The sequence below is a fragment of the Kitasatospora sp. NPDC041917 genome (genome assembly GCF_055589745.1).
The window spans coordinates 404697-427727 of sequence record NZ_JBVJBI010000001.1 but is presented as its reverse complement, the minus strand read 5'-3'; the positions used below and the strand labels follow the sequence as shown (position 1 = coordinate 427727).

General features: G+C 74.7%; 26 protein-coding genes. 22 read left to right on the top strand and 4 right to left on the bottom strand.

Annotated elements, in window-relative coordinates; all coding sequences use genetic code 11:
• Nucleotides 1–66: 66 nt before the first annotated feature.
• The 16 genes from ACZ6EM_RS01970 (at nucleotide 67) to ACZ6EM_RS01895 (ending at nucleotide 14665) form a co-directional block, all read left to right on the top strand.
• On the top strand, nucleotides 67–1383 hold the full coding sequence (locus tag ACZ6EM_RS01970) for an FKBP-type peptidyl-prolyl cis-trans isomerase (protein WP_401047283.1): 1317 nt from the start codon (nucleotides 67–69) through the stop codon (nucleotides 1381–1383).
• A 163-nt stretch (nucleotides 1384–1546) separates the two neighbouring features.
• Nucleotides 1547–1930: an FKBP-type peptidyl-prolyl cis-trans isomerase gene (locus tag ACZ6EM_RS01965; RefSeq protein ID WP_401047286.1), complete on the top strand. Its 384-nt coding sequence runs from the start codon at nucleotides 1547–1549 to the stop codon at nucleotides 1928–1930.
• Nucleotides 1931–2107: 177 nt separating this feature from the next.
• The gene (locus ACZ6EM_RS01960; protein ID WP_452177271.1) at nucleotides 2108–3082 is read left to right on the top strand and encodes a helix-turn-helix transcriptional regulator; all 975 of its coding nucleotides are present in this window, start codon (nucleotides 2108–2110) and stop codon (nucleotides 3080–3082) included.
• 26 nt (nucleotides 3083–3108) lie between these two features.
• A complete protein-coding gene (locus ACZ6EM_RS01955) occupies nucleotides 3109–4035 on the top strand; it encodes a helix-turn-helix transcriptional regulator (RefSeq protein WP_452177304.1) in 927 nt (308 codons plus the stop codon).
• A gap of 27 nt (nucleotides 4036–4062) precedes the next feature.
• Nucleotides 4063–4269: a hypothetical protein gene (locus ACZ6EM_RS01950; protein ID WP_375876040.1), complete on the top strand. Its 207-nt coding sequence runs from the start codon at nucleotides 4063–4065 to the stop codon at nucleotides 4267–4269.
• Between the two features lie 20 nt (nucleotides 4270–4289).
• Entirely contained in the window at nucleotides 4290–4499 is a 210-nt protein-coding gene (locus tag ACZ6EM_RS01945) for a hypothetical protein (protein ID WP_452177272.1), read from the top strand.
• Nucleotides 4500–4690: 191 nt separating this feature from the next.
• Nucleotides 4691–4996, top strand: a complete 306-nt coding sequence (tatA, locus tag ACZ6EM_RS01940) for a Sec-independent protein translocase subunit TatA (protein WP_380544678.1) — start codon at nucleotides 4691–4693, stop codon at nucleotides 4994–4996.
• Nucleotides 4997–5159: 163 nt separating this feature from the next.
• Entirely contained in the window at nucleotides 5160–6053 is an 894-nt protein-coding gene (tatC, locus tag ACZ6EM_RS01935) for a twin-arginine translocase subunit TatC (RefSeq protein ID WP_401048810.1), read from the top strand.
• A 151-nt stretch (nucleotides 6054–6204) separates the two neighbouring features.
• Nucleotides 6205–7365: an NAD(P)/FAD-dependent oxidoreductase gene (locus ACZ6EM_RS01930; RefSeq protein WP_359901148.1), complete on the top strand. Its 1161-nt coding sequence runs from the start codon at nucleotides 6205–6207 to the stop codon at nucleotides 7363–7365.
• A 56-nt stretch (nucleotides 7366–7421) separates the two neighbouring features.
• Entirely contained in the window at nucleotides 7422–7739 is a 318-nt protein-coding gene (locus tag ACZ6EM_RS01925) for a (2Fe-2S)-binding protein (protein ID WP_401048803.1), read from the top strand.
• The gene (locus ACZ6EM_RS01920; protein WP_452177273.1) at nucleotides 7720–9135 is read left to right on the top strand and encodes an FAD/NAD(P)-dependent oxidoreductase; all 1416 of its coding nucleotides are present in this window, start codon (nucleotides 7720–7722) and stop codon (nucleotides 9133–9135) included. Before ACZ6EM_RS01925 ends, ACZ6EM_RS01920 begins: the two co-directional genes overlap by 20 nt.
• A 131-nt stretch (nucleotides 9136–9266) precedes the next feature.
• Complete coding sequence (locus ACZ6EM_RS01915) at nucleotides 9267–10130, top strand: dihydrodipicolinate synthase family protein (protein WP_401048808.1); 864 nt, start codon at nucleotides 9267–9269, stop codon at nucleotides 10128–10130.
• Between the two features lie 92 nt (nucleotides 10131–10222).
• Entirely contained in the window at nucleotides 10223–11227 is a 1005-nt protein-coding gene (locus tag ACZ6EM_RS01910; protein WP_380352898.1) for a proline racemase family protein, read from the top strand.
• Between the two features lie 50 nt (nucleotides 11228–11277).
• On the top strand, nucleotides 11278–12633 hold the full coding sequence (locus ACZ6EM_RS01905) for an aldehyde dehydrogenase family protein (protein ID WP_465771378.1): 1356 nt from the start codon (nucleotides 11278–11280) through the stop codon (nucleotides 12631–12633).
• Nucleotides 12633–13661: a proline racemase family protein gene (locus tag ACZ6EM_RS01900; RefSeq protein WP_380544669.1), complete on the top strand. Its 1029-nt coding sequence runs from the start codon at nucleotides 12633–12635 to the stop codon at nucleotides 13659–13661. Before ACZ6EM_RS01905 ends, ACZ6EM_RS01900 begins: the two co-directional genes overlap by 1 nt.
• Nucleotides 13658–14665: an ornithine cyclodeaminase family protein gene (locus ACZ6EM_RS01895; RefSeq protein WP_465771377.1), complete on the top strand. Its 1008-nt coding sequence runs from the start codon at nucleotides 13658–13660 to the stop codon at nucleotides 14663–14665. Before ACZ6EM_RS01900 ends, ACZ6EM_RS01895 begins: the two co-directional genes overlap by 4 nt.
• Before the next feature lie 47 nt (nucleotides 14666–14712).
• Here ACZ6EM_RS01895 and ACZ6EM_RS01890 read toward each other — a convergent pair whose 3' ends face one another.
• Complete coding sequence (locus ACZ6EM_RS01890) at nucleotides 14713–15045, bottom strand: hypothetical protein (RefSeq protein ID WP_359901125.1); 333 nt, start codon at nucleotides 15043–15045, stop codon at nucleotides 14713–14715.
• Nucleotides 15046–15205: 160 nt separating this feature from the next.
• A complete protein-coding gene (locus ACZ6EM_RS01885) occupies nucleotides 15206–15763 on the bottom strand; it encodes a TetR/AcrR family transcriptional regulator (protein WP_359901262.1) in 558 nt (185 codons plus the stop codon).
• A gap of 201 nt (nucleotides 15764–15964) precedes the next feature.
• Here ACZ6EM_RS01885 and ACZ6EM_RS01880 point away from each other — a divergent pair, with 201 nt between their 5' ends.
• The 3 genes from ACZ6EM_RS01880 to ACZ6EM_RS01870 all read left to right on the top strand — a co-directional run bounded on the left by ACZ6EM_RS01880 (nucleotide 15965) and on the right by ACZ6EM_RS01870 (nucleotide 18187).
• Nucleotides 15965–16846: an NAD(P)-dependent oxidoreductase gene (locus ACZ6EM_RS01880; protein WP_401043858.1), complete on the top strand. Its 882-nt coding sequence runs from the start codon at nucleotides 15965–15967 to the stop codon at nucleotides 16844–16846.
• Nucleotides 16847–17038: 192 nt separating this feature from the next.
• Nucleotides 17039–17755: a GntR family transcriptional regulator gene (locus tag ACZ6EM_RS01875; protein ID WP_380352892.1), complete on the top strand. Its 717-nt coding sequence runs from the start codon at nucleotides 17039–17041 to the stop codon at nucleotides 17753–17755.
• A gap of 57 nt (nucleotides 17756–17812) precedes the next feature.
• Nucleotides 17813–18187: a Uma2 family endonuclease gene (locus ACZ6EM_RS01870; protein WP_465771375.1), complete on the top strand. Its 375-nt coding sequence runs from the start codon at nucleotides 17813–17815 to the stop codon at nucleotides 18185–18187.
• A 1-nt stretch (nucleotide 18188) separates the two neighbouring features.
• Here the strand turns inward: ACZ6EM_RS01870 and ACZ6EM_RS01865 are convergent, their stop codons facing one another.
• Together ACZ6EM_RS01865 and ACZ6EM_RS01860 are read right to left on the bottom strand one after the other, a co-directional pair.
• Nucleotides 18189–18872 (bottom strand): ABC transporter ATP-binding protein, encoded by a 684-nt coding sequence (locus tag ACZ6EM_RS01865; protein WP_401043865.1) that lies wholly within the window; start codon nucleotides 18870–18872, stop codon nucleotides 18189–18191.
• Entirely contained in the window at nucleotides 18869–19945 is a 1077-nt protein-coding gene (locus ACZ6EM_RS01860) for an ABC transporter permease (protein WP_401043868.1), read from the bottom strand. The genes ACZ6EM_RS01865 and ACZ6EM_RS01860 overlap by 4 nt, the downstream gene beginning before the upstream one ends.
• A gap of 163 nt (nucleotides 19946–20108) precedes the next feature.
• Here ACZ6EM_RS01860 and ACZ6EM_RS01855 point away from each other — a divergent pair, with 163 nt between their 5' ends.
• From ACZ6EM_RS01855 to ACZ6EM_RS01845, 3 genes are read left to right on the top strand one after another with little or no spacing between them, the layout of a single operon-like run.
• Entirely contained in the window at nucleotides 20109–21317 is a 1209-nt protein-coding gene (locus tag ACZ6EM_RS01855; RefSeq protein WP_401043870.1) for a sensor histidine kinase, read from the top strand.
• Nucleotides 21314–21946 (top strand): response regulator transcription factor, encoded by a 633-nt coding sequence (locus tag ACZ6EM_RS01850; RefSeq protein WP_359901106.1) that lies wholly within the window; start codon nucleotides 21314–21316, stop codon nucleotides 21944–21946. Before ACZ6EM_RS01855 ends, ACZ6EM_RS01850 begins: the two co-directional genes overlap by 4 nt.
• Before the next feature lie 42 nt (nucleotides 21947–21988).
• Nucleotides 21989–23011: a nitronate monooxygenase gene (locus tag ACZ6EM_RS01845; RefSeq protein ID WP_465771374.1), complete on the top strand. Its 1023-nt coding sequence runs from the start codon at nucleotides 21989–21991 to the stop codon at nucleotides 23009–23011.
• Nucleotides 23012–23031: the final 20 nt, after the last annotated feature.

Sequence of the window (23031 nt, the reverse complement as noted above, 5' to 3'; positions counted from 1 at the left end):
AGCAGGCCGGCGTGCCCACGCCGGACGCAGACCTGGAAGACCTCGTGGCGAGATGGATGGGGAGTCATGACTGAGAAGACGCCGAGCCCGGGCGGGGCCGGTACCGCGGCGAACGACAGCTCTGCGGGTGACCCGGCCGCCTCCCGTCCCGGCGGCCCGGTCGGCGGGGACCGCGAGTCGATCGTCGTCCCCCCGGCGATCCTGGCGCAGCAGGCCGGCTGGGCGCAGCCCGGCGAGGCGCCGCGCCCCGCGGGCGGAACGAAGACGGACGACGACGCCCCGCAGATCTTCGCCTCCAACGTGCGCAAGACCGACAGCTCGGAGGCCGGGTACGACGAGAACCCGCCCGGTGTCGGCAAGCTGGGCGTGATCCTCGGTACGGTGCTGGCCCTGCTGCTGGTCGGCAGCGGCATCACGCTCTACGTGGTGAACAAGGACGGCTCCAAGGACAGCGCCGCGGCCAAGCCGGACGCGGCCAAGAGCGCGCCGCCCACGCCGACCGCCGACCCGGTGCCGCCGATCAAGGACAGCGCCAAGGTGCTGCCGACGGTCGCCGGGGACTTCGGCAAGAAGGCCGAGATCCAGGTGCCGGGCGAGGCCTCCGACGGCTCCTTCGTCGTCAAGGTGCTCACCGAGGGCACCGGCGCCAAGGTGGAGAAGAACTCCTGGGCCTCGGTGGACTACACCGCCAAGGACTGGAACACCGGCAAGGACATCCCGAGCTCGTACGACGCCGACGGGAAGCCGCAGATCTTCCAGGCCGGCACCGACGCGCTGATCCCGGCCCTGGACCAGGCCGTGATCGGCAAGAAGGCCGGCAGCCGGCTGCTGGTGGTGGCCCCGCCGGCCGCCGCGTTCGGCGCCCAGGGCAAGGCCGACATGTCGATCGGCCCCAAGGACGACCTGATCTTCGTGATCGACGTCCGCAACGCCAACGCGCCCGACGCCGTGGTGAGCGGAACCGTCACCCCGCCGCCGGCGGACTTCCCGCAGGTCAAGGACAACGGCAAGAAGCCGGCCGAGATCACCCCGGTGGCCGGCGCGAAGGACCCGACCGAGCTGAAGTCGCACGTCCTGATCAAGGGCACCGGGCCGAAGGTGGAGAAGGGCGAGAAGGTCGTCGTCCAGTACACCGGCGCGCTGTTCTCCAGCGGCAAGGTGTTCGACTCCTCGCTCAGCAAGGGCCAGGCGTTCACCTTCCCGGTCGGCGGCGGCCAGGTCATCCAGGGCTGGGACCAGGGCCTGGAGGGCCAGACCGTCGGCAGCCGGGTCGAGCTGGTGATCCCCGCCTCGCTGGGCTACGGCGACAAGGGCCAGGGCGACATCCCGCCCGGCGCGACGCTGGTCTTCGTGGTGGACATCCTCGACGCGGGTCAGGGCTGATCCACTTTCGGGTGACAATGGTGTACGTGTGACCTCCGGGTCCGGCCGCGTGGCCGGGCCCGGACGGGCGGCGGGCGCCCGTACCGTGGTCCGGGAAGAACGGACCGGGTGCGGGCGCCCGCCGCTTGGTCGTGACAGCAGAGCGAATGTGAGAAGAGGGACTGTGAGCGTCAACCTCAACGAGAAGCCCGAGATCGACTTCCCGATCGGCGACGCCCCGACGGAGCTGCAGATCCGCGACATCGTCGTCGGTGAGGGCGAGGAGGCCAAGCGGGGCCAGAACGTCAGCGTCCGCTACGTCGGTGTGACCTTCGAGACCGGCGAGGAGTTCGACGCGAGCTGGAACCGGAGCCCCAACGAGTTCCGCTTCCCGCTGGGCGGCGGCCGCGTCATCAAGGGCTGGGACCAGGGCGTCGTCGGCATGAAGGTCGGCGGCCGCCGCGAGCTGACCATCCCGGCGCGCCTGGCGTACGGCAACCAGTCGCCGACGCCGCTCATCCCGGCCGGCTCGACCCTGATCTTCGTGGTCGACCTGCTGGCCGTCTGAGCCTGCCGTGCCCGTGGGCCGGACCCCTCCGGGGGCCCGGCCCACGGGCATGTCCGGGGGTGTTCGGGGATGCCGCTTTTGCGGTGCGTACCGCTACCGGTACGGTCGGTCCCGCCGGGTGGTGATCGCCCGGTTGGCGCACCCCGCGCTCGGCGCGGCACACCGGAAGGGTCAGCGATGGCGATCGCGAAGGCAGAGCGGCTGATGAATCTCGCCCTGTGCCTGATGAACACCCGACGTCCGCTCTCCAAGAAGGAGCTGCGGGAGTCCATCGAGGCGTACCGCGAGGCCTGGCAGAACGGCAGCGAGGACGCCTTCAACCGGATGTTCGAGCGGGACAAGGACGACCTGCGCGAGCTCGGCCTGGTGATCGACGTCGACGAGAGCACCCTGGACGGCGAGCTCGGCTACCTGGCCCGCGCCGACCGCAACCGGCTGCCCGAGATCGCCCTCGACGCCGAGGAGGCGGCCGCGCTGACCCTGGCCGCCCGGGTCTGGCAGCAGGCCAAGATGTCCGGTGCGGCCAGCGGCGCCCTGCAGAAGCTGCGGGCGGCCGGGGTGCCGTTCGCCGAGGCCGAGGGCCGCACCGCCCTGGAGCCGCGCATCCCCGCCCGGGAGGCCGCGTTCGAGCCGCTGCTCACCGCCGCCCGGGACCGCCGTCCGGTCGCCTTCGAGTACCGCAAGGCCGGCGCCGCCGCCGCCGAGCAGCGCAGCGTCGAGCCGTGGGCGCTGGAGTGCTGGCGCGGGCACTGGTACCTGGCCGGGTACGACCGCGACCGCGGCGACGCCCGGGTGTTCCGGCTCAGCCGGATCACCGGCAAGGTGAAGGCGAGGTCCGGGGCGTTCCTCGGCACCGTGCCCGAGCACGTGGACGTCCGGGCCACCGTGGCGAAGTTCGCGGGGGAGGGGGCCACCGCCACCGCGACCGTCCGGGTCCGCCGGGGTGCCGGCTTCCCGCTGCGCACCAAGGCGCTGGGCAGCACCCGGGTGGACGAGGCCTGGGACGAGCTGGAGATCCCGTACGGCAACGGGCTGGGCGCGGACCTGGCCGAGTTCGGGCCGGACGTGCTGGTGCTCGGGCCGGAGGAGCTGCGGGCGGATGTGGTCGACCGGCTGCGGGCGGTCGCGGATATCGAGGGAGAGCGTCCGTGAGTAATGCCATCGACCAGACGCGACGGATGCTGTCGCTGGTCACCTACCTGCGCGAGCGGCCCGGGGCCGAGGTCGCCGAGGTGGCCCGGGCGTTCGGGATCAGCGAGCGCGAGCTGATCGCGGACCTCAACGTGCTGCCGATGTGCGGCACCAGCTTCCGCGGCGGCGACCTGCTCGACATCGACACCGACGGCGAGCGGATCTGGTGGCACAACGTCGACGACGTGGCCCAGCCGCTGCGGCTGGCCGCCGACGAGGCGACCGCGCTGCTGGTGGCCGCCCGCGCGGTGGCCGGGCTGCCGGGCCTGCGGGCCGGGGACCGGGAGGCGCTCACCCGGGCCGTCGCCAAGATCGAGAACGCGGCCGGGGAGAGTGCCGAGGGCAGCGCCCGGGTCGGCGTGACCTTCGAGGCGGAGAGCCACGTGTTCGCCGACATCGACCGCGCGCTCAGCGAGGGCCGCCGGCTCTGGCTGCGCTACTACTCGCACGGGCGCGGCGGGATGACCGAGCGCGAGGTGGACCCGATCCGGCTGCTCACCGAGGGCCACACCTACCTCGAGGCCTGGTGCCGCACCTCCGAGGACCACCGGATGTTCCGGCTCGACCGGGTCGCCGAGATCCGCGTCCTGGACGTCCCGGCCGACCCGCCCCGGCGCGAGCCGCGCGACCTGAGCGGCGGGCTGGTCAACCCGGCGGCGGACGACCCCGAGGTGGTCGTCGAGGTCTCCTCCGGGGGGCGCTGGGTGGCCGAGTACTACACCCACGACCGGGCCGAGGAACTGCCCGACGGCGGGCTGCGGATCACCCTGCGCAGCGCCGACCCCTCCCAGCTGCGCCCGCTGGCGCTGCGGCTGGGCCGGGACGGCCGGATCGTCTCGCCGCCCGACCTGGCCGAGCAGGCGCGCTCGGCCGCGCGGGAGGCGCTGGCCGCCTACGGGGAGGGGCGGGCCTGAGCGGTGGAACCCGGGACCAGATTCAAGGTGTACTGCTCCGAGTGCCGGGAGAAGGTGGAGCTCCCGGCCGAGGACTTCCGCCTGACCCTCGGTCGCACCCCGGCCCAGGCGCACTACAGCTTCGGCTGCCCGCGGTGCGGTGCGGCGGTGCGCAAGCCGGCCGGGGAGAAGATCGTCGAGGCGCTCACCGGGGCCGGGGTGCGCACCATGCGGCTCGTCCCGGCGGAGGGGTGACCCCCGTATAGGGTGGGCGCATGTCCTGGATGCTCGTCGCCGCCGTCCTGCTCGCCACCGCGGGCCTGCTGGTCCTCGGGGTCCTCGCGATCCGGCTCTGGCTGGACGTGCGGGCGCTGGCCAAGGGCGTGGACCGGGCCTCGCGGGCGCTGGCCGCGGCGGCCGAGGACCTGGCGGACGCGATGCCGGCGGCGAACGCCCCGGCGGCGGAGCGGGTCCCGGCCGCTTAGCACGGCGCGGCTCCGGGTGGTACGGGGGCTGCTGCGCGCGGGTGGGGGCGGGTTACGCTCTCAGTTGGCTCCTGAACCGCGTACCGGGGGCCGCTGTCCTGTTCGGGCGGCCGTCGTCGTGGCATCATCCGCAGCGGTTACCATCCGTAGCGGACGGCCCGTCGGGCCGCCATGACTGAAGGTGGTCGCGCATGCGCATCTCGCCGACCGCGATCGTGGTGATCGTGGTTCTCGCCATCCTGCTGTTCGGAGCCAAGCGGCTGCCCGACCTGGCGCGCTCGCTGGGCAAGTCGATGCGGATCCTGAAGAGCGAGGCCCAGGCGATGCGTTCGGACGGCCGGTCCGAGCAGCCGGCCCCGCCCGCTCGGGCAGCGGCCCCGGTCGACGGTGCCGCGGGCCGGACCATCCAGTCCGCTCCGGGTGCTTCGGCCACGGCCCGTCCGGTGAACGAGCCCGCCGCCGGGGCCTCCGCGCCCGACGGCGACCGCCCGCACTGAGCGCGGCGCACGTGAGGCAGCCGACGCGCGCCGCGCGCACGACGTGCGGGAGGCGCGCGACCACGGAGGCCCGTCGACCGGCGGGCCCCGACGCACGAGTTGAGGACCGGGGTTGAGCAAGCTCTCCAAGGCGCCGAAGGCGTCAAAGGATCCTGAGGGGCGGATGGCCCTCGCCGACCACCTGCGGGAACTGCGCAACCGCGTGGTCAAGTCGGTCCTGGCGATCGTGCTGTTCGCGATCGTCGCGGCGATCTACCACAAGCAGATCGAGCACTTCCTGCTCCAGCCGCTGCCGCAGTGCAACACCAAGGTCGACGCGGACCAGTACCACGGGCGCTGCGCCCAGGTGTCCAACATCGGCCTCACCGCCGGTTTCAACTGGATGCTGAAGGTCGCGCTGACCGCGGGCGTGGTGGCGGCCGTCCCGGTCTGGCTGTACCAGGTGTGGGCCTTCGTGGCGCCCGGCCTGCACAGGAACGAGAAGAAGTACGCGGTCATCTTCATGGCGTGCGGCGCCCCGCTGTTCCTGGCGGGTGTGGCGGCCGCGATCATGGTCATGCCGACCATGGTCGAGATGCTGATCTCGTTCACTCCGAGCGACACCACGCCGATCCTGCCGCCCGAGGACTACTTCGACATCGCCACCCGGATGGTGCTGGTCTTCGGCCTCGCCTTCGAGTTTCCGCTGCTGCTGGTGATGCTCAACCTGGTGGGCATCGTGACCGGTAAGCGGCTGCTCAGCTGGTGGCGCGGGATGGTCATGGCGATCACCGTGTTCGCCGCGTTCGCCACTCCGGGCGCCGACCCGTTCAGCATGCTGCTGCTGTCGATGCCGATCTGGGCGCTGTACTTCATCGCGGTGGGGATCGCGCTCTTCAACGACAAGCGCAAGGCGCGTCGCAACCCGGACGCCGGGCTGGACGACGAGGAGGCCTCGCACGTGGACCTCTCGGTGCAGCCGGTGGCCGGTGCGGAGTCCGTCCAGGCCTCGGCGACCCCGGCGGCCGGTGTGTCGGTGCCGGCGTCCCGTCGCGAGGAGATGGACGACATCACCTGAGCCGGTAGGGCTTGAGGGAGCCCCGGTCCGCCGTTCTGCCGAGCGGTGGGCCGGGGCTTCCCGCCGTTCCGGCCTTTCCGCTGGTGGGGGTGGTCCCGGGTTTCGGTGGGGCGGTCTTGGCAGGTCGCATGGCATGTGACATATTACTGCCGTGCTGAAGACCGAGAGACCTCCCCTGGACGTCGTCGTGGTCGGCGCCGGTGTGGTCGGCGCCGCCTGCGCCTACTACGCCGCCCGCGCCGGGCTCGCCGTCGCCGTCGTGGACCGCGGCCCGGTGGCCGGTGGCACCACCGGTGCGGGCGAGGGCAACCTGCTGGTCTCCGACAAGGAGCCCGGCCCCGAACTCGACCTCGCCCTGCTCAGCACCCGGCTCTGGCGCGAACTCGCCGAGCGGCTCGGCCCCGCGATCGAGTACGAGCCCAAGGGCGGCGTGGTGGTCGCCTCCACCGCCGCCGGGCAGGACGCGCTGCGGGCCTTCGCCGCCGGGCAGCGGACCGTCGGGGTCGAGGCCGAGGAGGTGCCCGGCGAGCGGCTGCGCGAGCTGGAGCCGCACCTGGCCGAGGGCCTGGCCGGCGGCTTCCACTACCCGCAGGACGCCCAGGTCCAGCCCGCCCTGGCCGCCGCCCACCTGCTGCGCGAGGCCCGCCGGATGGGCGCCGAGCTGATCACCGGGGAGAGCGTCACCGCCGTCGACCGCGGCCCGGACGGCGCCGTGCGCGGCGTGCGGACCGACCGGCGGAGCCTGGCCGCCGCCGCCGTGGTGAACGCGGCCGGCACCTGGGGCGGCGAGATCGCCGCGCTGGCCGGAGTGCACCTGCCGGTGCTGCCCCGGCGCGGCTTCGTGCTGGTCACCGAGCCGCTGCCGCGGGTCGTGCGGCACAAGGTCTACGCCGCCGACTACGTGGCCAACGTGGCCAGCGGATCGGCCGGGCTGGAGACCTCCGCCGTGATCGAGGGCACCCCGGGCGGGCCGGTGCTGATCGGTGCCAGCCGGGAGCGGGTCGGCTTCGACCGCACGCTCTCCCAGGAGGTGCTGAGCCGGCTCGCCGCCCAGGCCGCCGCGCTGTTCCCGGTGCTCGCCGACGTCACCGTGATGCGCACCTACCGGGGCTTCCGCCCGTACCTGCCGGACCACCTGCCGGCCATCGGCGCCGACCCCCGGGTGCCCGGGCTCTACCACGCCTGCGGGCACGAGGGGGCCGGCATCGGGCTGGCCCCGGCGACCGGGCTGCTGATCAGCGAGCAGCTCACCGGCAAGCGGCCGGAGCTGGACCTCGCACCGTTCCGGGCGGACCGCTTCCCGGCCGGGTGAGCGCCGGCCCGCCATCGCCACACATGAGATTCCGTCCAGGATTGGAGAAGCCGCCGATGCGCCGCCGCACCCCCGCCGGGCTGGTCCAGGCCGAGCCCGGGCCCGCCCACCACATCGAGTTCGACGGGCGGCCCGTCCCCGCGCTGCCCGGGCAGTCGATCGCCGCCGCGCTCTGGGCCGACGGCGTGCTCGCCTGGCGCACCACCCGGGTCGGCGGCGAACCGCGCGGGGCGTTCTGCGGGATCGGCGCCTGCTTCGACTGCCTGGCCACCGTGGACGGCCGCCCCAACCAGCGCACCTGCCTGCTCCCCGCGGAGCCCGGCACCACCGTCACCACCCAGGAGGGCCACGGCCGTGCCGACCTCGCCGTCTGACGCCCACGACAGCCAGCCGTACGACCTCGTGGTGGTCGGCGCCGGCCCGGCCGGGCTGGCCGCCGCCGTCACCGCCGCCGACCTCGGGCTGCGCTGCGCCCTGCTGGACGGCGGGCGGAGCACCGGCGGGCAGTACTACCGCCACCCGGCGCCCGGCCTGGGCGCGGCGCGGCCGGACCGGCTGCACCACCACTGGTCCGCCTACACCGGCCGGGCCGACCGGCTCGACGCGCACGAGCGCGCCGGGCGGGCCGCCTTCCTGGCCGGGCACCAGGTCTGGGCCCTGGAGCGCACCGGGGACGGCTTCGCGGTGCACGTCACCCGCGGGCCGGAGAGCACCGACCGGGCCACCGTCCGGTCCCGATCGGTGCTGCTCGCCACCGGCGCGTACGAGCGGCAGCTGCCGTTCCCCGGCTGGACCCTGCCCGGGGTCGTCACCGCGGGCGGCGCCCAGGCCATGCTCAAGGCCGGGCTGGTGCTGCCCGGGAAGCGGATCGTGGTGGCCGGCAGCGGCCCGCTGCTGCTCGCGGCCGCCTCCTCGCTGGTCACCGCCGGGGCCGAGGTGCCCGCCGTGGTCGAGGCGACCGCCTACCTCGGGTACGCGCGGCACCCCGGCGTGCTGGCGGGCGTGCCCGGCAAGCTGGTCGAGGGCGCCGGGCACGGCGGGGCGCTGCTGCGCCACGGCGTGCGGCTGCGCCCGCGCAGCGCGGTGGTCGAGGCGCACGGGACGGACCGGGTCACCGGCGTCACGGTGGCCCGGCTGGACGCCGACTGGCGGCCGGTGCCCGGCACCGGGCGGCGGATCGACTGCGACGCGCTCGCCGTCGGCCACGGCCTGCTGCCGCAGATCGACCTGGCCACCGAGCTGGGTGCGCGGACCGTGACCGGGCCGGACGGCGCGGTCGCGCTGGAGGTCGACGCCCGGCTGCGCACCAGCGTGCCCGGCCTCTGGTCCGCGGGGGAGACCAATGGCGTCGGCGGCGCGGACCTCGCGCTCGCCGAGGGCGAGCTGGCCGCGTACGCGGTGGCCGGGGAGCGACCCGCGGCCGCGCTGATGCGCCGCCGCTCGCGGCTGCGGGCCTTCGCCGACCTGATGGCCGCCGCCCACCGGCCGGGCCCCGGCTGGACCGGCTGGCTGCGTCCGGACACCGACGTCTGCCGGTGCGAGGAGGTGCCGGTCGAGGCGATCCGGGAGGCCGTCGAGGAACTGGGCGCGGGCGATCCGCGCACCGTCAAGCTGCTCACCCGGGCCGGGATGGGCTGGTGCCAGGGCCGGATGTGCGGTCCGGCCGTGGCCTGCCTGGCCGGTTCGGGTGAGCCCGGGCCCGACCGCCGCCCGCTGGGCTGCCCGGTGCCGCTCTCCCAGCTGGCGGCGGGGCCCACCCCGGAGTCGTAACGGGCCCGCCGTCGAACGGCGGGCCGGGGACCTTGTCTCCGGCCCGTCCGCTCTTGTAAAATGTCACACCTCATCAAGGAGCTCATGTGTCCATCACCCAGCACGACACCAACCGTCCCTGGCGCGGCATCATGGTCGCCACCACGCTCCCGCTGCGCCCGGACCACTCCGTCGACTACGACGCCTACGCCGAGCACGTCCGCTGGCTGATCGACTCCGGCTGCGAGGGCGTCGTCCCCAACGGCTCGCTGGGCGAGTACCAGACGCTCACCGCCGAGGAGCGCGCCAAGGTCGTCGAGGTCGCCGTCGAGGCGGCCGGCGACGGCTCCCGGGTCATGCCCGGCGTCGCCGCCTACGGCAGCGCCGAGTCCCGCCGCTGGGCCGAGCAGGCCGCCGAGGCCGGCGCCGGCTCCGTCCTGCTGCTGCCGCCGAACGCCTTCCGGGCCGACCACGCCTCGGTGCGCGCCCACTACGCCGAGGTCGCCAAGGCCGGCCTGCCGATCGTGGCGTACAACAACCCGATCGACACCAAGGTCGACCTGGTCCCCCCGCTGCTCGCCCAGCTGCACGCCGAGGGCTCGATCGTCGCGGTCAAGGAGTTCAGCGGCGACGTCCGCCGGGCGTACGAGATCGCCGAGCTGGCCCCCGGGCTGGACCTGCTGATCGGCGCCGACGACGTGCTGCTGGAGCTGGCGCTCGCCGGAGCGGTCGGCTGGATCGCCGGCTACCCGAACGCCCTGCCGGCCGCCTCGGTGGCGCTCTACGACGCCGCCGTCTCCAAGGACCTGGAGAGCGCGCTGCCGCTCTACAAGTCGCTGCACTCGCTGCTGCGCTGGGACTCCAAGACCGAGTTCGTCCAGGCCATCAAGCTCTCCATGGACATCGCCGGGCGCCCCGGCGGCCCGGTGCGCGCCCCGCGCCAGCCGCTCGTCCCGGAGATCGAGACGGCCGTCCGCGCGGCCACCGAGAAGGCGCTGGCCGACGGCCTGGTCTGACACCGGCGCGAACCCGGGCCTCCGGGCCGGCTGCGGCGGCAGTCGGCCCGGCCCACCCCCCACCATCCGAACCTGTACGGGAGTTGTGACCCATGCGCAGCCGTCACGTGTTCCACGCCGTCGACTCGCACACCGAGGGCATGCCGACCCGGGTGATCACCGGCGGCTTCGGCGTCATCCCCGGCGCCACCATGGCCGAGCGCCGGGTGCACTTCCAGGAGCACCTGGACCACTTCCGCACCCTGCTGATGTACGAGCCGCGCGGCCACGCCGCGATGAGCGGCGCGATCCTCCAGCCGCCGACCCGGCCGGACGCCGACTTCGGCGTGCTCTACATCGAGGTCTCCGGACTGCTGCCGATGTGCGGGCACGGCACCATCGGGGTCGCCACCGTGCTGGTCGAGACCGGGATGGTCCCCGTGGTCGAGCCGGTCACCACCGTACGGCTGGACACCCCGGCCGGACTCGTGGTCGCCGAGGTGCACGTCGAGGACGGCGCCGCCAAGGCGGTGACCATCCGCAACGTGCCCTCCTACTCGGTCGCCCTGGACCGCAAGATCGAGGTGCCCGGCTACGGCACGGTGACCTACGACCTCGCGTACGGCGGCAACTTCTACGCCATCCTGCCGCTCGCCGAGTTCGGGCTGCCCTTCGAGCGTGAGCGCAAGCAGGAGATCCTGGACGCCGGCCTGGCGATGATGGACGCGATCAACGCGAGCCCGGACCGGCCGGTGCACCCGGAGAACCCGTCCATCCACAGCTGCCACCACGTCCAGCTGCTCGCCCCCGGCTCCACCGCCGAGCACTCCCGGCACGCGATGGCCATCCACCCCGGCTGGTTCGACCGCTCGCCCTGCGGCACCGGCACCTCGGCGCGGATGGCCCAGCTGCACGCGCGCGGCGAACTGCCCCTCGGGCGGGACTTCCGCAACGACTCCTTCATCGGGACCACCTTCACCGGGCGGCTGGTCGAGGAGACCGAGGTGGCCGGGCGGCCCGCGGTGGTGCCCACCGTCACCGGGCGGGCCTGGGTCACCGGCACCGCCCAGTACTTCCTCGACCCGAGCGACCCGTTCCCGGCGGGCTTCCTGCTCTGACCCCTCCTCCCTCCTTCGTTCCCCGTACCTCCCTCGAAGGGCTGCTGGCTGTGACCATCACCTCGTACAACCCCGCCGACCCCGCCGACCTCGTGGTCGCCGTCGAGGAGCCCGGCGCCGAGGCCGTGCGGGCCGCCGTCGGGCGGGCCCGGGCGGCGCAGGGCGACTGGCTCGCCGCCGGAGCGGGCGCCCGGTCGGCGGCGCTCGGCCGGATCGCGGACGCCGTGGAGGCGCACGCCCACGAGCTGGCCGCGCTGATCGTGCGCGAGGTCGGCAAGCCGCTGGCCGAGGCGCTCGGCGAGGTCGCCCGCACGGCGGCGATCTGGCGCTACTACGCGCAGGCGCCGTACGCGCCCTCCGGGGCGGTGCACGAGACCGCCGCCGGCCCCGGGCTGCTGCTCACCCGGCGCCGCCCCTACGGGGTCGCCGGGCTGATCGCGCCGTGGAACTTCCCGCTGGCGATCCCGACCTGGAAGGCCGCGCCGGCCCTCGCCGTCGGCAACGCGGTGGTGCTGAAGCCGGCGCCCGAGGCGACGGCCTGCGCGCTGCGGCTGGCCGAGCTGGCCGGGCTGCCCGAGGACGTGTTCACGGTGCTGCCCGGCGGGGCGGAGGAGGGCGCGGCGCTGGTGGAGACCGCGGACGTGATCTCCTTCACCGGCTCGACCGGCGTCGGCCGGGCCGTGGTGCGGGCCGCGACCGAGCGCGGGGTGCCGGTGCAGGCCGAACTCGGCGGGCTGAACGCCGCGCTGGTGCTGCCGGACGCCGACATCGCGCAGGCCGCCGGGCACATCGCCGCGGCCGTCGCCGGGTACGCGGGGCAGAAGTGCACCGCCACCAGCCGGGTGATCGCGGTCGGCGCCGCCCACGAGCCGCTGCGCGAGGCGCTGGTCAAGGCGCTGGCGGCGGTCGACGACGCGGTCTGCGGGCCGGTGATCAACGCCGCCGCCCGGGAGCGGCTGACCGGCGCCGTCTCCTCGGCCGTCGAGGCCGGGGCGAGCGTGCTCACCGGCGGCCGGGTGCCCGAGCGGGCCGGCTGGTACGTCGAGCCGACCCTGCTCGCCGAGGTGCCGGCCGAACACCCGCTGGCCCGCGAGGAGTTCTTCGGCCCGATCGCCGTGCTGCACGCCGCGGCCGACCTGGACGAGGCCATCGCGCTCGCCAATGACACCCCGCACAGCCTCTCCACCTCGGTGCACACCCGCAGCCTGGACGTGGCGCTGGCCGCCGCCGACCGGCTGGACGCCGGCATGATCCGGGTCAACGCCCCGTCCAGCGGCGTCGACTTCCACCTGCCCTTCGGCGGAGCCAAGGGCGCCAGCCACGGCGAGCGCGAGCAGGGCCAGGCGGCCCTGGACTTCTACACCGTCAGCCGGACCGTCAGCGTGCTGCCGGGAGGTGGCGCCTGATGTTCGTCCGCACCGTCGACTACCACACGGCCGGCGAGCCGTTCCGGATCGTGCTGGACGGCGTGCCGCCGATCCCCGGCGACACCGTCGCCGAACGCCGGGCCATCGCGCTCGGCGCGGGCGGCAGCGCGACCGCGCCCCGGCCCAGCGCGCTGGACGACGTCCGGCAGCTGCTCGTCCAGGAGCCGCGCGGCCACGCCGGGATGTACGGCGGCTTCCTGGTGCCGCCGGACGACGACGAGGCGCACCTGGGCGTGCTGTTCTGGCACAAGGACGGCTACTCCACCGCCTGCGGGCACGGCACCATCGCGCTCGGCGCCTGGGCCGTGGACTCCGGCCTGGTGCCCGCCCCCGCGGACGGCGTGGCACGGGTGCGGATCGACGTGCCGTCCGGCCGGGTCACCGCCCTGGTGCACCGGGCCGGCGGACACACCACCGGGGTGACCTTCCGCAACGTGCCCAGCCGGGTGACCGCGCTGAAGCTGCCGGTGGAGACCTCGCTCGGCACCGTGGAGGTCGCCGTGGCGCACTCCGGCGCCTGCTACGCCTCGGTGTCCGCGGCCGCCCTCGGGCTCGCCGTGGAACCGGAGCGGCTGCCCGAACTCACCGCCGTGGGGCGGGAGATCAGGGCCGCGCTGGCCGGCGCCGAGGCGGTCGCGCACCCGACGGACGCCCGGCTCTCGGGTGTGTACGGAGTGGTGCTGTACGACGAACTCCCCTCGGTGGACGGGGTGCTGAACCAGCGGAACGTCACCGTCTTCGCCGACGGCCAGATCGACCGCTCGCCCTGCGGCTCCGGCACCTCCGCCCGGCTGGCGGTGCTCGCCGCCGAGGGGCGGCTGGCCCCCGGCGAGCCGCTGCGGCACGAGTCGATCATCGGGACGGTCTTCTCCGGCCGCTTCCTACCGGGCGGCGACCCGCAGGGCGAGGGCGTGGTCACCGAGGTCGGCGGGGCGGCCTTCCGGACCGGCGAGCACGGCTTCGTCCTGGAGCCGGACGACGAGCTGGGAGCGGGGTTCCTGCTGTGAGCCGGACATCCGAGAGCCGGGCCGCCGAGAACCGGACCGCTGTGGTTCCGAGCGACCCGAGCCCGACCGCACTGCCCGGTACGGCGGTTGTGCCGCTCCAGTACGCCGTGGCGGGCACCGGCGGAGTCGGGCCCGCCGGTGCGGTGGGGGCGATCGAGCGGGTGCTGCTGGACGGGTTCGACCCGGAGGCGGCACCCGCCCGATCCGCCGTACCGGTGCCCGCCGGGGAACTGCTGATGATGCCGGCCGCCGCCGGGCCGTACGCGGGCGTGAAGATCGCCGGTGTCGCGCCGGCCAACCCGGAGCGGGGGCTGCCCCGGATCACCGGCAGCTACCTGCTGCTGGACGGGCCCACCCTGCAGCCGCTCGCCCTGCTGGACGGCGCCGCGCTCACCGCGCTGCGCACGCCCGCCGTCACCGCGGCCGCGCTGCGGCGGCTGGCGGTGCCGGAGGCCGAGCACCTGGTGCTGTTCGGCTCCGGGCCGCAGGCGTACGGGCACCTGGACGCCCTGCTCGCCGTCCGGCCGCTGCGCCGGCTCACCGTGGTGGCGCGCAACGCCGACCGGGCGCAGGCGCTGGCGGCGTACGGGCGGGAGCTCGGGCTGACGGCCGAGGTCGACGGTCCGCGGGCGGTCCGCGAGGCGGACCTGGTGGTCTGCTGCACCACCGCGCGCACGCCGCTGTTCGACGGCGCGCTGGTGCCCGCGCACGCGGCGGTGGCCGCGGTGGGCTCGCACGAGCCGGACGCGCGGGAGGTCGACGAACTGCTGGTCCAGCGGGCCGAGCTGTACGTGGAGGCGCGCACGGTCGCGGGCCGGGAGGCCGGGGACCTGCTGATGGCGGGCGTGACCGGGCGGCAGCTGTGGAACCTCTCCGAGCTGGTGCGCGGCGACGCGCTGGTGCCGGACGGGCGGCCGCGGTTCTTCAAGAGCGTCGGGATGGCCTGGCAGGACCTGGCCGTCGCGGCGGAGGTGTACCGGGCCGCGTCCAAGGGGCGTGTCTGACAATTCCCGCCGGGTGCGCCTCGAATTGTCAGATATGCCCCAGCGGTTCAGTCGCCGAGGAACATGAGCCAACTGCCCGGGGTGGCGGCGCAGTTGGCGAGCAGGTTGCGCAGGTCGCGGACGGCCGCCCGCTGCTCCCCGGTGGTGCAGCGGGCGAGCAGCGCGGTGGCCTCCTCGAAGGCGGCGCCGGCGTCCTGCTCGTTGAACAGCGTGTCGCCGTACGGGTCGATCCGGCCGAGCCGGTGGTCGGACGGACGGGCGTGCGCGGCCAGGGCGTCGGCGAGACCGGCGCCGTGGTCGGTGGACAGGTGCAGCAGGTTCGGGCTGGTGCGGCGGCCGTTGTTCGGGCGGCCGTCGTACAGCGCGGCTTCGATCGACAAGTGCGTTACTCCTGGCCGTGGTTGGGAGTTGTGAACCGGAGTCGGCGCAGCGGGAAGGGATCCCCCGCTGCGCCGGCTCCTCACGTTTTCCGGCCGCCTCCCGGGCTTCTCGGGCCCGTCTCTCGGCTCGCCTTTCGGGCCGGCGGTCCGGTGTCGCGGGTCAGGCCCGGTCGTCGGCGTAGGCGGTGAGCAGGCGGGCCAGGTGCTTGCCGGTGACCAGCAGCGGCTGCTCGCTGCGGGCGACCTGGGCGGCGAGCTCGGCGCCCTCCAGGGTGCTGATCACGGTGCCGGCCAGCTCGCGGGCGTCCTGCTCGCCGATGCCGGCGGCGAGCAGCCGTTCCGCCACGACGGCCCGCCAGTTGGCGAAGGCCTCGGTCACCGCCTCCTCGATCACCGGCACGCGGCCGACCGTCTCCAGGGCCGTGCTGGTGATCGGGCAGCCGTCCTGCCAGTCGGACTCGCGCAGTTCCGTGGCGAGCATCCGGGTGCAGGAGGTCATCGCCTCGCCCAGGTCCGGCGAGGAGCCGAGCCCGGCGCGCAGGAGGACGGCGAACTCCTCGTCCCCGTGCCGGATCGCCTCGGCGGCCAACTCCTGCTTGCCGCCCGGGAAGAAGTGGTAGACGGAGCCGAGGGTGGCCTCGGCCTCGCGGGAGATCTGCTTGATCCCGGTGCCCTCGTACCCCTGGCGCTGCAGCAGTCGGGAGGTGGCCCGGACGATCCGCTCGCGGGTGCCGGGCTTCGCTTCGGCCTTCGTGCTCGTCCTCGCGCTCGTCCTCGCGCTCGTACTCGCGTCGGCTCTCTCGGGCGTGTTCACGCCGCGATCCTAGCCGAGATTCTGGGTAGAGCGTTCGTTCCAGTCCTGTGCTAGCGTCGGCCCGGCGCTCTGGATAGAGCGTTCGTTCCAGAGGAGGGGAAACGCATGTCCGTGGAGCAGCAGGCGCGGCGATCCGTGACGGTGATCGGGCTCGGCCCGATGGGGCAGGCCATGGCCGGGGCGTTCCTGGACGCCGGGTACGCCGTCACGGTGTGGAACCGCACCACCGGGCGGGCCGACGCGCTCGTCGCCCGGGGTGCGCGGGCCGCATCCGACGCCGAGGCGGCGGTGGCGGCGAACGACCTGGTGGTGCTCAGCCTCACCGACTACGACGCGGTGTTCGAGGTGCTGGAGTCGGTCGAGCCGGCGCTGCGGGGGAGGACGGTCGTGAACCTCGGCTCGGACACTCCCGGGCGGGCCCGCGAGGCCGCCCGCTGGCTGGCCGAACGCGGCGCCGGCCACCTGACCGGCGGGGTGCAGGTGCCGCCGTCGGGCATCGGCAGCCCCGAGTCGTCCACCTTCTACAGCGGCCCGGTCGAGCTGTTCCAGCGGCACCGGGCCGCCCTGGAGGTGCTCACCGGGGCCGACTACCGGGGCGACGACCCCGGGCTGGCGCAGCTGTACTACCAGATCCAGATGGACCTGTTCTGGTCCTCGATGGTCGGCTACCTGCACGCCACGGCGATCGCCGAGGCCAACGGCATCTCGGCCGAGGAGTTTCGGCCGTACGCCCTGCCCACCGCCTCGCTGGTGCCGCGGATGATCGAGTTCTACGCGCCGCGGATCACCGCCGGGGACCACCGCGGGGACGTCGACCGGCTGACGATGGCACTCGCGAGCATCGAGCACGTCCGGGACACCGCGGAGGCCTCCGGGGTGGACGGCGCCCTGCCGGCCGTCCTCGCGGAGGCGGTCCGGCGGGGCGTGGCGGCCGGCGACGGCGCGGCCAGTCTGAGCACCCTGGTGGGCCGGTTCCGTCGGGCGTAGCCCTCCGTGCGGACCTGAAGATCGTGCGCCGTCGGCCGTTGTCACGGCCGACGGCCGCTGCCACCATGGCATTCGGCGTCACGGAGGGCCGGCCCGGCGGGCCGGTGACGGGTGTTCGAATCACCGGCTGTCGCGTACGCAACGTAACGTGACATTGTACGCTGGTGTTCTGCACCCACCCGGAGGAACACCATGGCCGACCTCAAATCCCGCACCCTGATCTCCGTACAGGAGCGGCTTCGCGACCAGGTCGCCCACGCACTCCGGGCGGCCCTGATCTCCGGCGAACTGCGCCCCGGCGTGGTCTACTCCGCACCCGCGCTCGCCGCCGACTTCGGGGTCTCCGCGACCCCGGTCCGCGAGGCCATGCTCGACCTCGCCCGCGAGGGCCTCGTCGAGGCCGTCCGCAACAAGGGCTTCCGCGTCACCGAGCTGACCGACCGCGACCTCGACGACTTCACCGAGATCCGCGCCCTGATCGAGGTCCCGACCGTCGGCCGGGTGGCGCGCACCGCCACCAAGGAGCAGCTGGAACGGCTGCGCCCGCAGGCCGAGGCGATCGTCGCGGCGGCCCGCAAGCACGACCTGATCGGCTACCTGGAGGCCGACCGCCAGTTCCACCTGGACGTGCTGGGGCTGGCCGGCAACTCCCGCTTGGTCGAGGTCGTCGGCGACCTGCGCAAGCGCTCGCGGCTGTACGGCCTCAACCGGCTCGACGAGCGCGGCGAGCTGGTCTCCTCGGCCGAGGAGCACCTGGAGCTGCTGGACCTGATGCTCGCCGGGGACTCCGCCGGCGCCGAGGCCTGCATGACCCGCCACCTCAGCCACGTCCGCTCGCTGTGGGCCGGCGGCGAGAAGCCCGCCGAGCCGGAGGCCTCGGCCCTGCGACTCGGGGCCCGCCGGAGCTGAACCACTCGTCCGGGTGAGGATCGAGGATCGGGCGCCGGGAGGCGTCCGAGTTCTACGATGATGCTCTCGACATCGGCAGCCAGGAGGAATTTCGCGATCCCCGACCTGTCGATCCTCGGCGCGTACAGCGACGATCACCTGATCGAGTACAACTGCTACGACCCGGCGGTCTTCCGGCTCGTGCTGGAGGTGACCTCCTCCGATTACGGCGACGACCTGAAGAAGAAGCCTGCCGCCTACGCATCGGCGGGGGTGCCGGTCTACGTGATCGTGGACCGGATGAACCAGCGCGTGATGGTGCTGACCGAACCCGACGACGGCGAGTACCGGGTGCACGCCGTCCACCGCCCCGGCCAGTCCTTCACCCTGCCGGAGTCGATCGGAGCGTCGGTGACGCTCTCGGTGGACGACGTGCTGACGGCCAACAAGTAGGTCAGAGCGCCGCCGCGGGCAGGGTCAGCCGGCCGTCGTGGACCTCGGCGACCTGGTCGACGGCCGTCAGGTGGGTGCGGTCGTGGGTGACCAGGACGGTGGCGGTGGCCCGGCGGTGGGTGAGGTCGGTGATCAGGTCCAGGACGGCGGCGCCGCGCTCGTGGTCGAGGGCGCTGGTCGGTTCGTCCACCAGCAGGACGGTGGGGTCGTTCATCAGCGCGCGGGCGATGTTGACCCGCTGGCGCTGGCCGCCGGAGAGCTGGTGCGGGCGGCGGGCGGCCTGGTCGCGCAGGCCGACGGCGTCCAGGAGTTCCAGGGCCCGGGGCAGGGCGGTGCGCGGGGCGCGGCCGTCCAGGTGGGCCATCACCTGCAGCTGCTCCACCGCGGTGAGCGAGGGCAGCAGATTGGGCTGCTGGAAGACGATCCCGATCCTGGTGCGGCGCAGTGCGGTGAGTTCCGCCCGGTCGAGGCCCGTGGTGTCGGTGCCGTCGATGACGACCTGCCCGGTGTCCGGGGTGATCAGGGTGGCGGCGACCGCCAGCAGGCTGGACTTGCCGGAGCCGGAGGGGCCGACGACGGCGGTGAGCGAGCCCTTGGGGACGGTCAGCGAGACCTCGTCCAGGGCCGTGAGCCGGCCGTCGCCGTCCGGGTAGGTCAGGGTGATGCGGTCGAGGGTCAAGCTCATCGGGCGCTCCCCAGGGCGGTCAGCGGGTCGACGGAGGTGATCCGGCGGATGGACAGGGCCGCGCCGATCGCGCCGAGGGCGATCATGACGGCGGCGGGCAGCAGGACGGTCGGGGCGTCCAGGACGAAGGGGACGGCGGAGCCGATCAGCGCGCCGAAGCCGGCCGCGACCGCGGTGCCCAGCAGGGTGCCGAGCACCAGCAGCAGGACGGCCTGGCCGAGGGCGTCGCGCAGCAGGTAGCGGGTGGAGGCGCCGAGGGCCTTGAGGACGGCGATGTCGCCGCTGCGCTGGATCGTCCAGACCGTGAAGAACGCGCCGATCACCAGGGCGGAGATGGCGAACAGGAAGCCGCGCATCAGCTGGAGGGAGCCGTTCTCCGAGGTGTAGGAGCCGATCGCGGTGAGGGCGTCGTCGCGGGTGCGGGTCTCGGTGCCGTGGCGGGCGTCGGCGGCGGCCAGGTCGGCGCCCTTCGCCGTGGTGAGGGCGATGACGGTGGCGTGGCCGGTGCCGCCGGGGGCGGCCTGCTGCCAGTCGCCGAGGGAGGTCCAGATCACCGGGGTGTGGCTGTACGCGGCGTCGCCCTGGACGGCGGCGACCCGCAGCGGGTGGCCGCCGAGGGTGAACTCGGCGCCGGGGGCGAGGCCGCCCAGGTTCTCGGCGGCGGTCCTGGACAGCACGGCCTGGCCGGGGGCGATCCGGGTGCCCTGCGGGGCGAGCCCGGAGTCCTCCGGGACGCCGAAGGCGGAGAGCGCGGCGGTGCGCTGCCCGGCGGCGGCCTTGGTGGTGGTGATGCCGAGCGGCTGGGCGGAGGTGACGCCGGGCTCGCGGGCCCAGCCCTGCCACTGGTCGGGGGTGACCTGGGAATCGGTGAAGGAGAGCGTCTGCCCGTCGGCCGGCTTGCCGAAGACCAGGTGGTCGGCGGGCAGGCCGGTGATCGCGGAGATGTTCTGCCGACCGAGCCCGGCGGTCAGCCCGGACAGCAGGCCGACCAGTACGGTGATCAGCACGATGACGGTCCCCATCAAGGCGAACCGCCCCTTGGCGAACCTCAGGTCCCTCCAGGCGACGAACACGGTGAACCTTCCTCTGCACAGGTGTTTTCGACTCTTCCACCGTCCCGGACGGAGGGGCCCCGGGGCATCGCGCCGGGGATTGCATCCTGGGCATCAAAGGGAAGAGACCGAGTTCAACCTTTTGATTGATGCCGGACGCCAGCGCGGAACTTAGGCTGGACGGATGGCGACCGAACGATCCAGAACCACCCCCGTCGCCCGCGTCCTCCAGGTCTGCCTGCACCTGCTCGTTGCGGGCCTGCTCGCGCTCGCCGTCGCCCGGGCCGTCTTCGTCGACCGGGGCGGCGACCCCGCCGCCGTCGCCGCCGCGGCCACCGCGATGGCCGCCGTCTACACCGTCGGCCCGCAGCTGGCCGCCGTGCGCCGCTCGCGCCGGGCGGCCGCGCTCTGGCTGGTGCTGCTCGGCGCCACCTGGGCGGGCGTGCTGATCGCCACCCAGGACGGGGTCTGGCTGGCGTTCCCGCTGTACTTCCTGGAACTGCACCTGCTGGGGCGGCGCGGTGGGCTCGTCGCCGTCGGGCTGACCGCCGCCGCGTCGATCGCCGCCTGGTCCTGGCACCAGCACAGCTTCAGCTTCGCCGCCTCGATCGGGCCCGCGCTCGGCGCGGCCGTCGCCACCGCCACCGTGCTCGGCTACCAGGCGCTGTACCGGGAGAGCGAGGAGCGCCGCCGGCTGATCGACGAACTGACCGCCGCCCGCGCCGACGCCGCCGCCGCGCACCACGCGGCCGGGGTGCTGGCCGAGCGGGAGCGGCTCGCCCGGGAGATCCACGACACCCTCGCGCAGAGCCTCAGCTCCATCCAGCTGCTGCTGCGGGCGGCCCAGCGGGCCCTGCCGGAGCGCACCGAGGCCGCCGCCGGGTACGTCGAACAGGCGCGGCAGGCCGCCCAGGACAACCTGGACGAGGCCCGCAGGTTCGTCCGGGCGCTCACCCCGCCCGCGCTGGACGGCGACCCGCTGCCGGTCGCGCTGGAGCGGCTGTGCGCGACGACGACGGCGCACGGCACGCTGCCCGTCCACCTGCACGTCTTCGGCGACCCGGTCCGGCTGCCGGCCGCGCAGGAGGTCGCGCTGCTGCGGATCGCGCAGTCGGCGCTCGGCAACACCGTCCGGCACGCGGGCGCCTCGCGGGCCGACGTGACGCTCAGCTACATGGAGGGCGAAGTGGCACTGGACGTGTACGACGACGGCGCCGGGTTCGACCCGGCGGTGGTGGCGGCCGGCCGCCCCGACGGGGACGGCGGGTTCGGGCTGCCCTCGATGCGGGCCCGGGCGCGGGCGCTCGGCGGCCGCTTCACGGTGGAGTCGGCGCCCGGGCAGGGCACCACGGTGGCGGTGCAGCTGCCGGTCACCCCGGAGGCCGGCCCGTGATCAGGCTGCTCATCGCGGACGACCACCCGGTGGTGCGGGCCGGGCTGCGGGCGGTGCTGGAGTGCGAGCCGGACTTCGCCATCGTGGCGGAGGCGGCCACCGCCGAGCGGGCCGTCGAGCTGGCGGCGGAGCCGGGCGTGGACGTGGTGCTGATGGACCTCCAGTTCGGGCCGGGCTCGGCGATGAACGGGGCGCAGGCCACCGCGGCGATCACCGCCCGGGCGGGCGCGCCGCGGGTCCTGGTCGTCACCACGTACGACACCGACGCGGACACCCTGCCGGCCCTGGAGGCGGGCGCCACCGGCTACCTGCTGAAGGACGCCCCGCCGGAGGAGCTCGCCCAGGCCGTACGGGCCGCCGCGGCCGGGCGCAGCGCGCTGGCGCCCAGCGTCGCGGACCGGCTGCTGGAGCGGATGCGGACGCCGGCGGCGGCGCTCAGCGCCCGGGAGACCGAGGTGCTGGGGCTGGTCGCGGACGGGCTGACCAACCAGCAGGTCAGCCAGCGGCTGCACCTGAGCCAGGCCACGGTGAAGTCCCATCTGGTGCACATCTACACCAAGTTGGGGGTGGACTCGCGCACGGCGGCGGTGCGCGAGGCACGGCGGCGGGGGCTGATCCGCCGAGCGTAGGGTGGGGGTGTTCCGTACCCGCAGCAGTGTGAGGAGCGCCCGATGACCGTCCGGCTCGACGAGCTCGCCGTCCCCGTGATCGCCGCCCCGATGGCGGGCGGGCCCTCGACGCCCGCACTGGTCGCGGCGGTGAACCGGGCCGGCGGGCTGGGCTTCCTGGCCGCCGGGATGAGGACCGCCGCCGGGATGTCCGAGCAGATCGCCGCGGTGCGGGCGTCGACCGGCCGGCCGTACGGGGTGAACCTCTTCGTGCCGGGCACGCCCGGGGACCGGGCGGCCGTCGCCGCCTACCGGGAGCGGCTGCGGCCCGAGGCCGAGCGGTGGGGCGTGACGCTGCCGGAGGAGGACGGGCCGGACCGGGACGACTGGGAGGCCAAGCTGGCCGCGCTGCTCGCGGACCCGGTGCCGGTGGTCTCGTACACCTTCGGGCTGCCGACGGCCGAGGAGGCGGCGGCACTGCGGGCGGCCGGGACGACCCAGATCGGCACCGTCACCACGCCGGAGGAGGCGCGGGCGGCGCAGGCGGTCGGGATGGACGCGCTGTGCGTGCAGGGCCCGGAGGCGGGCGGCCACCGCGGCACCCACCGGGTGACGGACGAGCCGGGGGAGCTGCCGCTGCTCCACCTGCTGCCCGCCGTGCGGGAGGTGACGGCGCTGCCGCTGATCGCCGCGGGCGGGCTCGGCGACGGCCCGGCCGTCGCGGCGGCCCTGCGGGCGGGAGCGGTGGCGGTGCAGCTGGGCACGGCCCTGCTGCGGTCGGACGAGTCCGGGGCCGCGGCCGCCCACCGGGCCGCGCTCGTCGAGCTGCCGGAGACGGTCGTCACCCGCGCCTTCACCGGCCGCCCGGCCCGCGGCCTGCGCAACGCCTTCATCGACCGCCACGGCCCGTACGCCCCGGCCGCCTACCCCGAGGTCAACCGCCTCACCACCCCCCTGCGCGCCGCCGCCGCCCGCCGCGGCGACACGGCCGCCATGCACCTCTGGGCCGGCACCGCCCACCACCTGGCCCGCACGGGCCCGGCGGAGGCGATCGTCACCGACCTGTGGCGGTCGGCGCGGGGGTAGCGCGGGATCGGCGGGGAGGT

What these genes read in the sequence shown, in the direction of transcription:
- ACZ6EM_RS01970 (WP_401047283.1), top strand. Translation starts at nt 67, where the DNA reads ATGACTGAGAAGACGCCGAGCCCGGGCGGGGCCGGTACCGCGGCGAAC.
- ACZ6EM_RS01960 (WP_452177271.1), top strand. Translation starts at nt 2,108, where the DNA reads ATGGCGATCGCGAAGGCAGAGCGGCTGATGAATCTCGCCCTGTGCCTG.
- ACZ6EM_RS01955 (WP_452177304.1), top strand. Translation starts at nt 3,109, where the DNA reads ATGCTGTCGCTGGTCACCTACCTGCGCGAGCGGCCCGGGGCCGAGGTC.
- ACZ6EM_RS01945 (WP_452177272.1), top strand. Translation starts at nt 4,290, where the DNA reads ATGTCCTGGATGCTCGTCGCCGCCGTCCTGCTCGCCACCGCGGGCCTG.
- tatA (WP_380544678.1), top strand. Translation starts at nt 4,691, where the DNA reads ATGCGCATCTCGCCGACCGCGATCGTGGTGATCGTGGTTCTCGCCATC.
- tatC (WP_401048810.1), top strand. Translation starts at nt 5,160, where the DNA reads ATGGCCCTCGCCGACCACCTGCGGGAACTGCGCAACCGCGTGGTCAAG.
- ACZ6EM_RS01925 (WP_401048803.1), top strand. Translation starts at nt 7,422, where the DNA reads ATGCGCCGCCGCACCCCCGCCGGGCTGGTCCAGGCCGAGCCCGGGCCC.
- ACZ6EM_RS01915 (WP_401048808.1), top strand. Translation starts at nt 9,267, where the DNA reads ATGGTCGCCACCACGCTCCCGCTGCGCCCGGACCACTCCGTCGACTAC.
- ACZ6EM_RS01910 (WP_380352898.1), top strand. Translation starts at nt 10,223, where the DNA reads ATGCGCAGCCGTCACGTGTTCCACGCCGTCGACTCGCACACCGAGGGC.
- ACZ6EM_RS01900 (WP_380544669.1), top strand. Translation starts at nt 12,633, where the DNA reads ATGTTCGTCCGCACCGTCGACTACCACACGGCCGGCGAGCCGTTCCGG.
- ACZ6EM_RS01880 (WP_401043858.1), top strand. Translation starts at nt 15,965, where the DNA reads ATGTCCGTGGAGCAGCAGGCGCGGCGATCCGTGACGGTGATCGGGCTC.
- ACZ6EM_RS01875 (WP_380352892.1), top strand. Translation starts at nt 17,039, where the DNA reads ATGGCCGACCTCAAATCCCGCACCCTGATCTCCGTACAGGAGCGGCTT.
- ACZ6EM_RS01870 (WP_465771375.1), top strand. Translation starts at nt 17,813, where the DNA reads ATGATGCTCTCGACATCGGCAGCCAGGAGGAATTTCGCGATCCCCGAC.
- ACZ6EM_RS01865 (WP_401043865.1), bottom strand. Translation starts at nt 18,872, where the DNA reads ATGAGCTTGACCCTCGACCGCATCACCCTGACCTACCCGGACGGCGAC.
- ACZ6EM_RS01855 (WP_401043870.1), top strand. Translation starts at nt 20,109, where the DNA reads ATGGCGACCGAACGATCCAGAACCACCCCCGTCGCCCGCGTCCTCCAG.
- ACZ6EM_RS01845 (WP_465771374.1), top strand. Translation starts at nt 21,989, where the DNA reads ATGACCGTCCGGCTCGACGAGCTCGCCGTCCCCGTGATCGCCGCCCCG.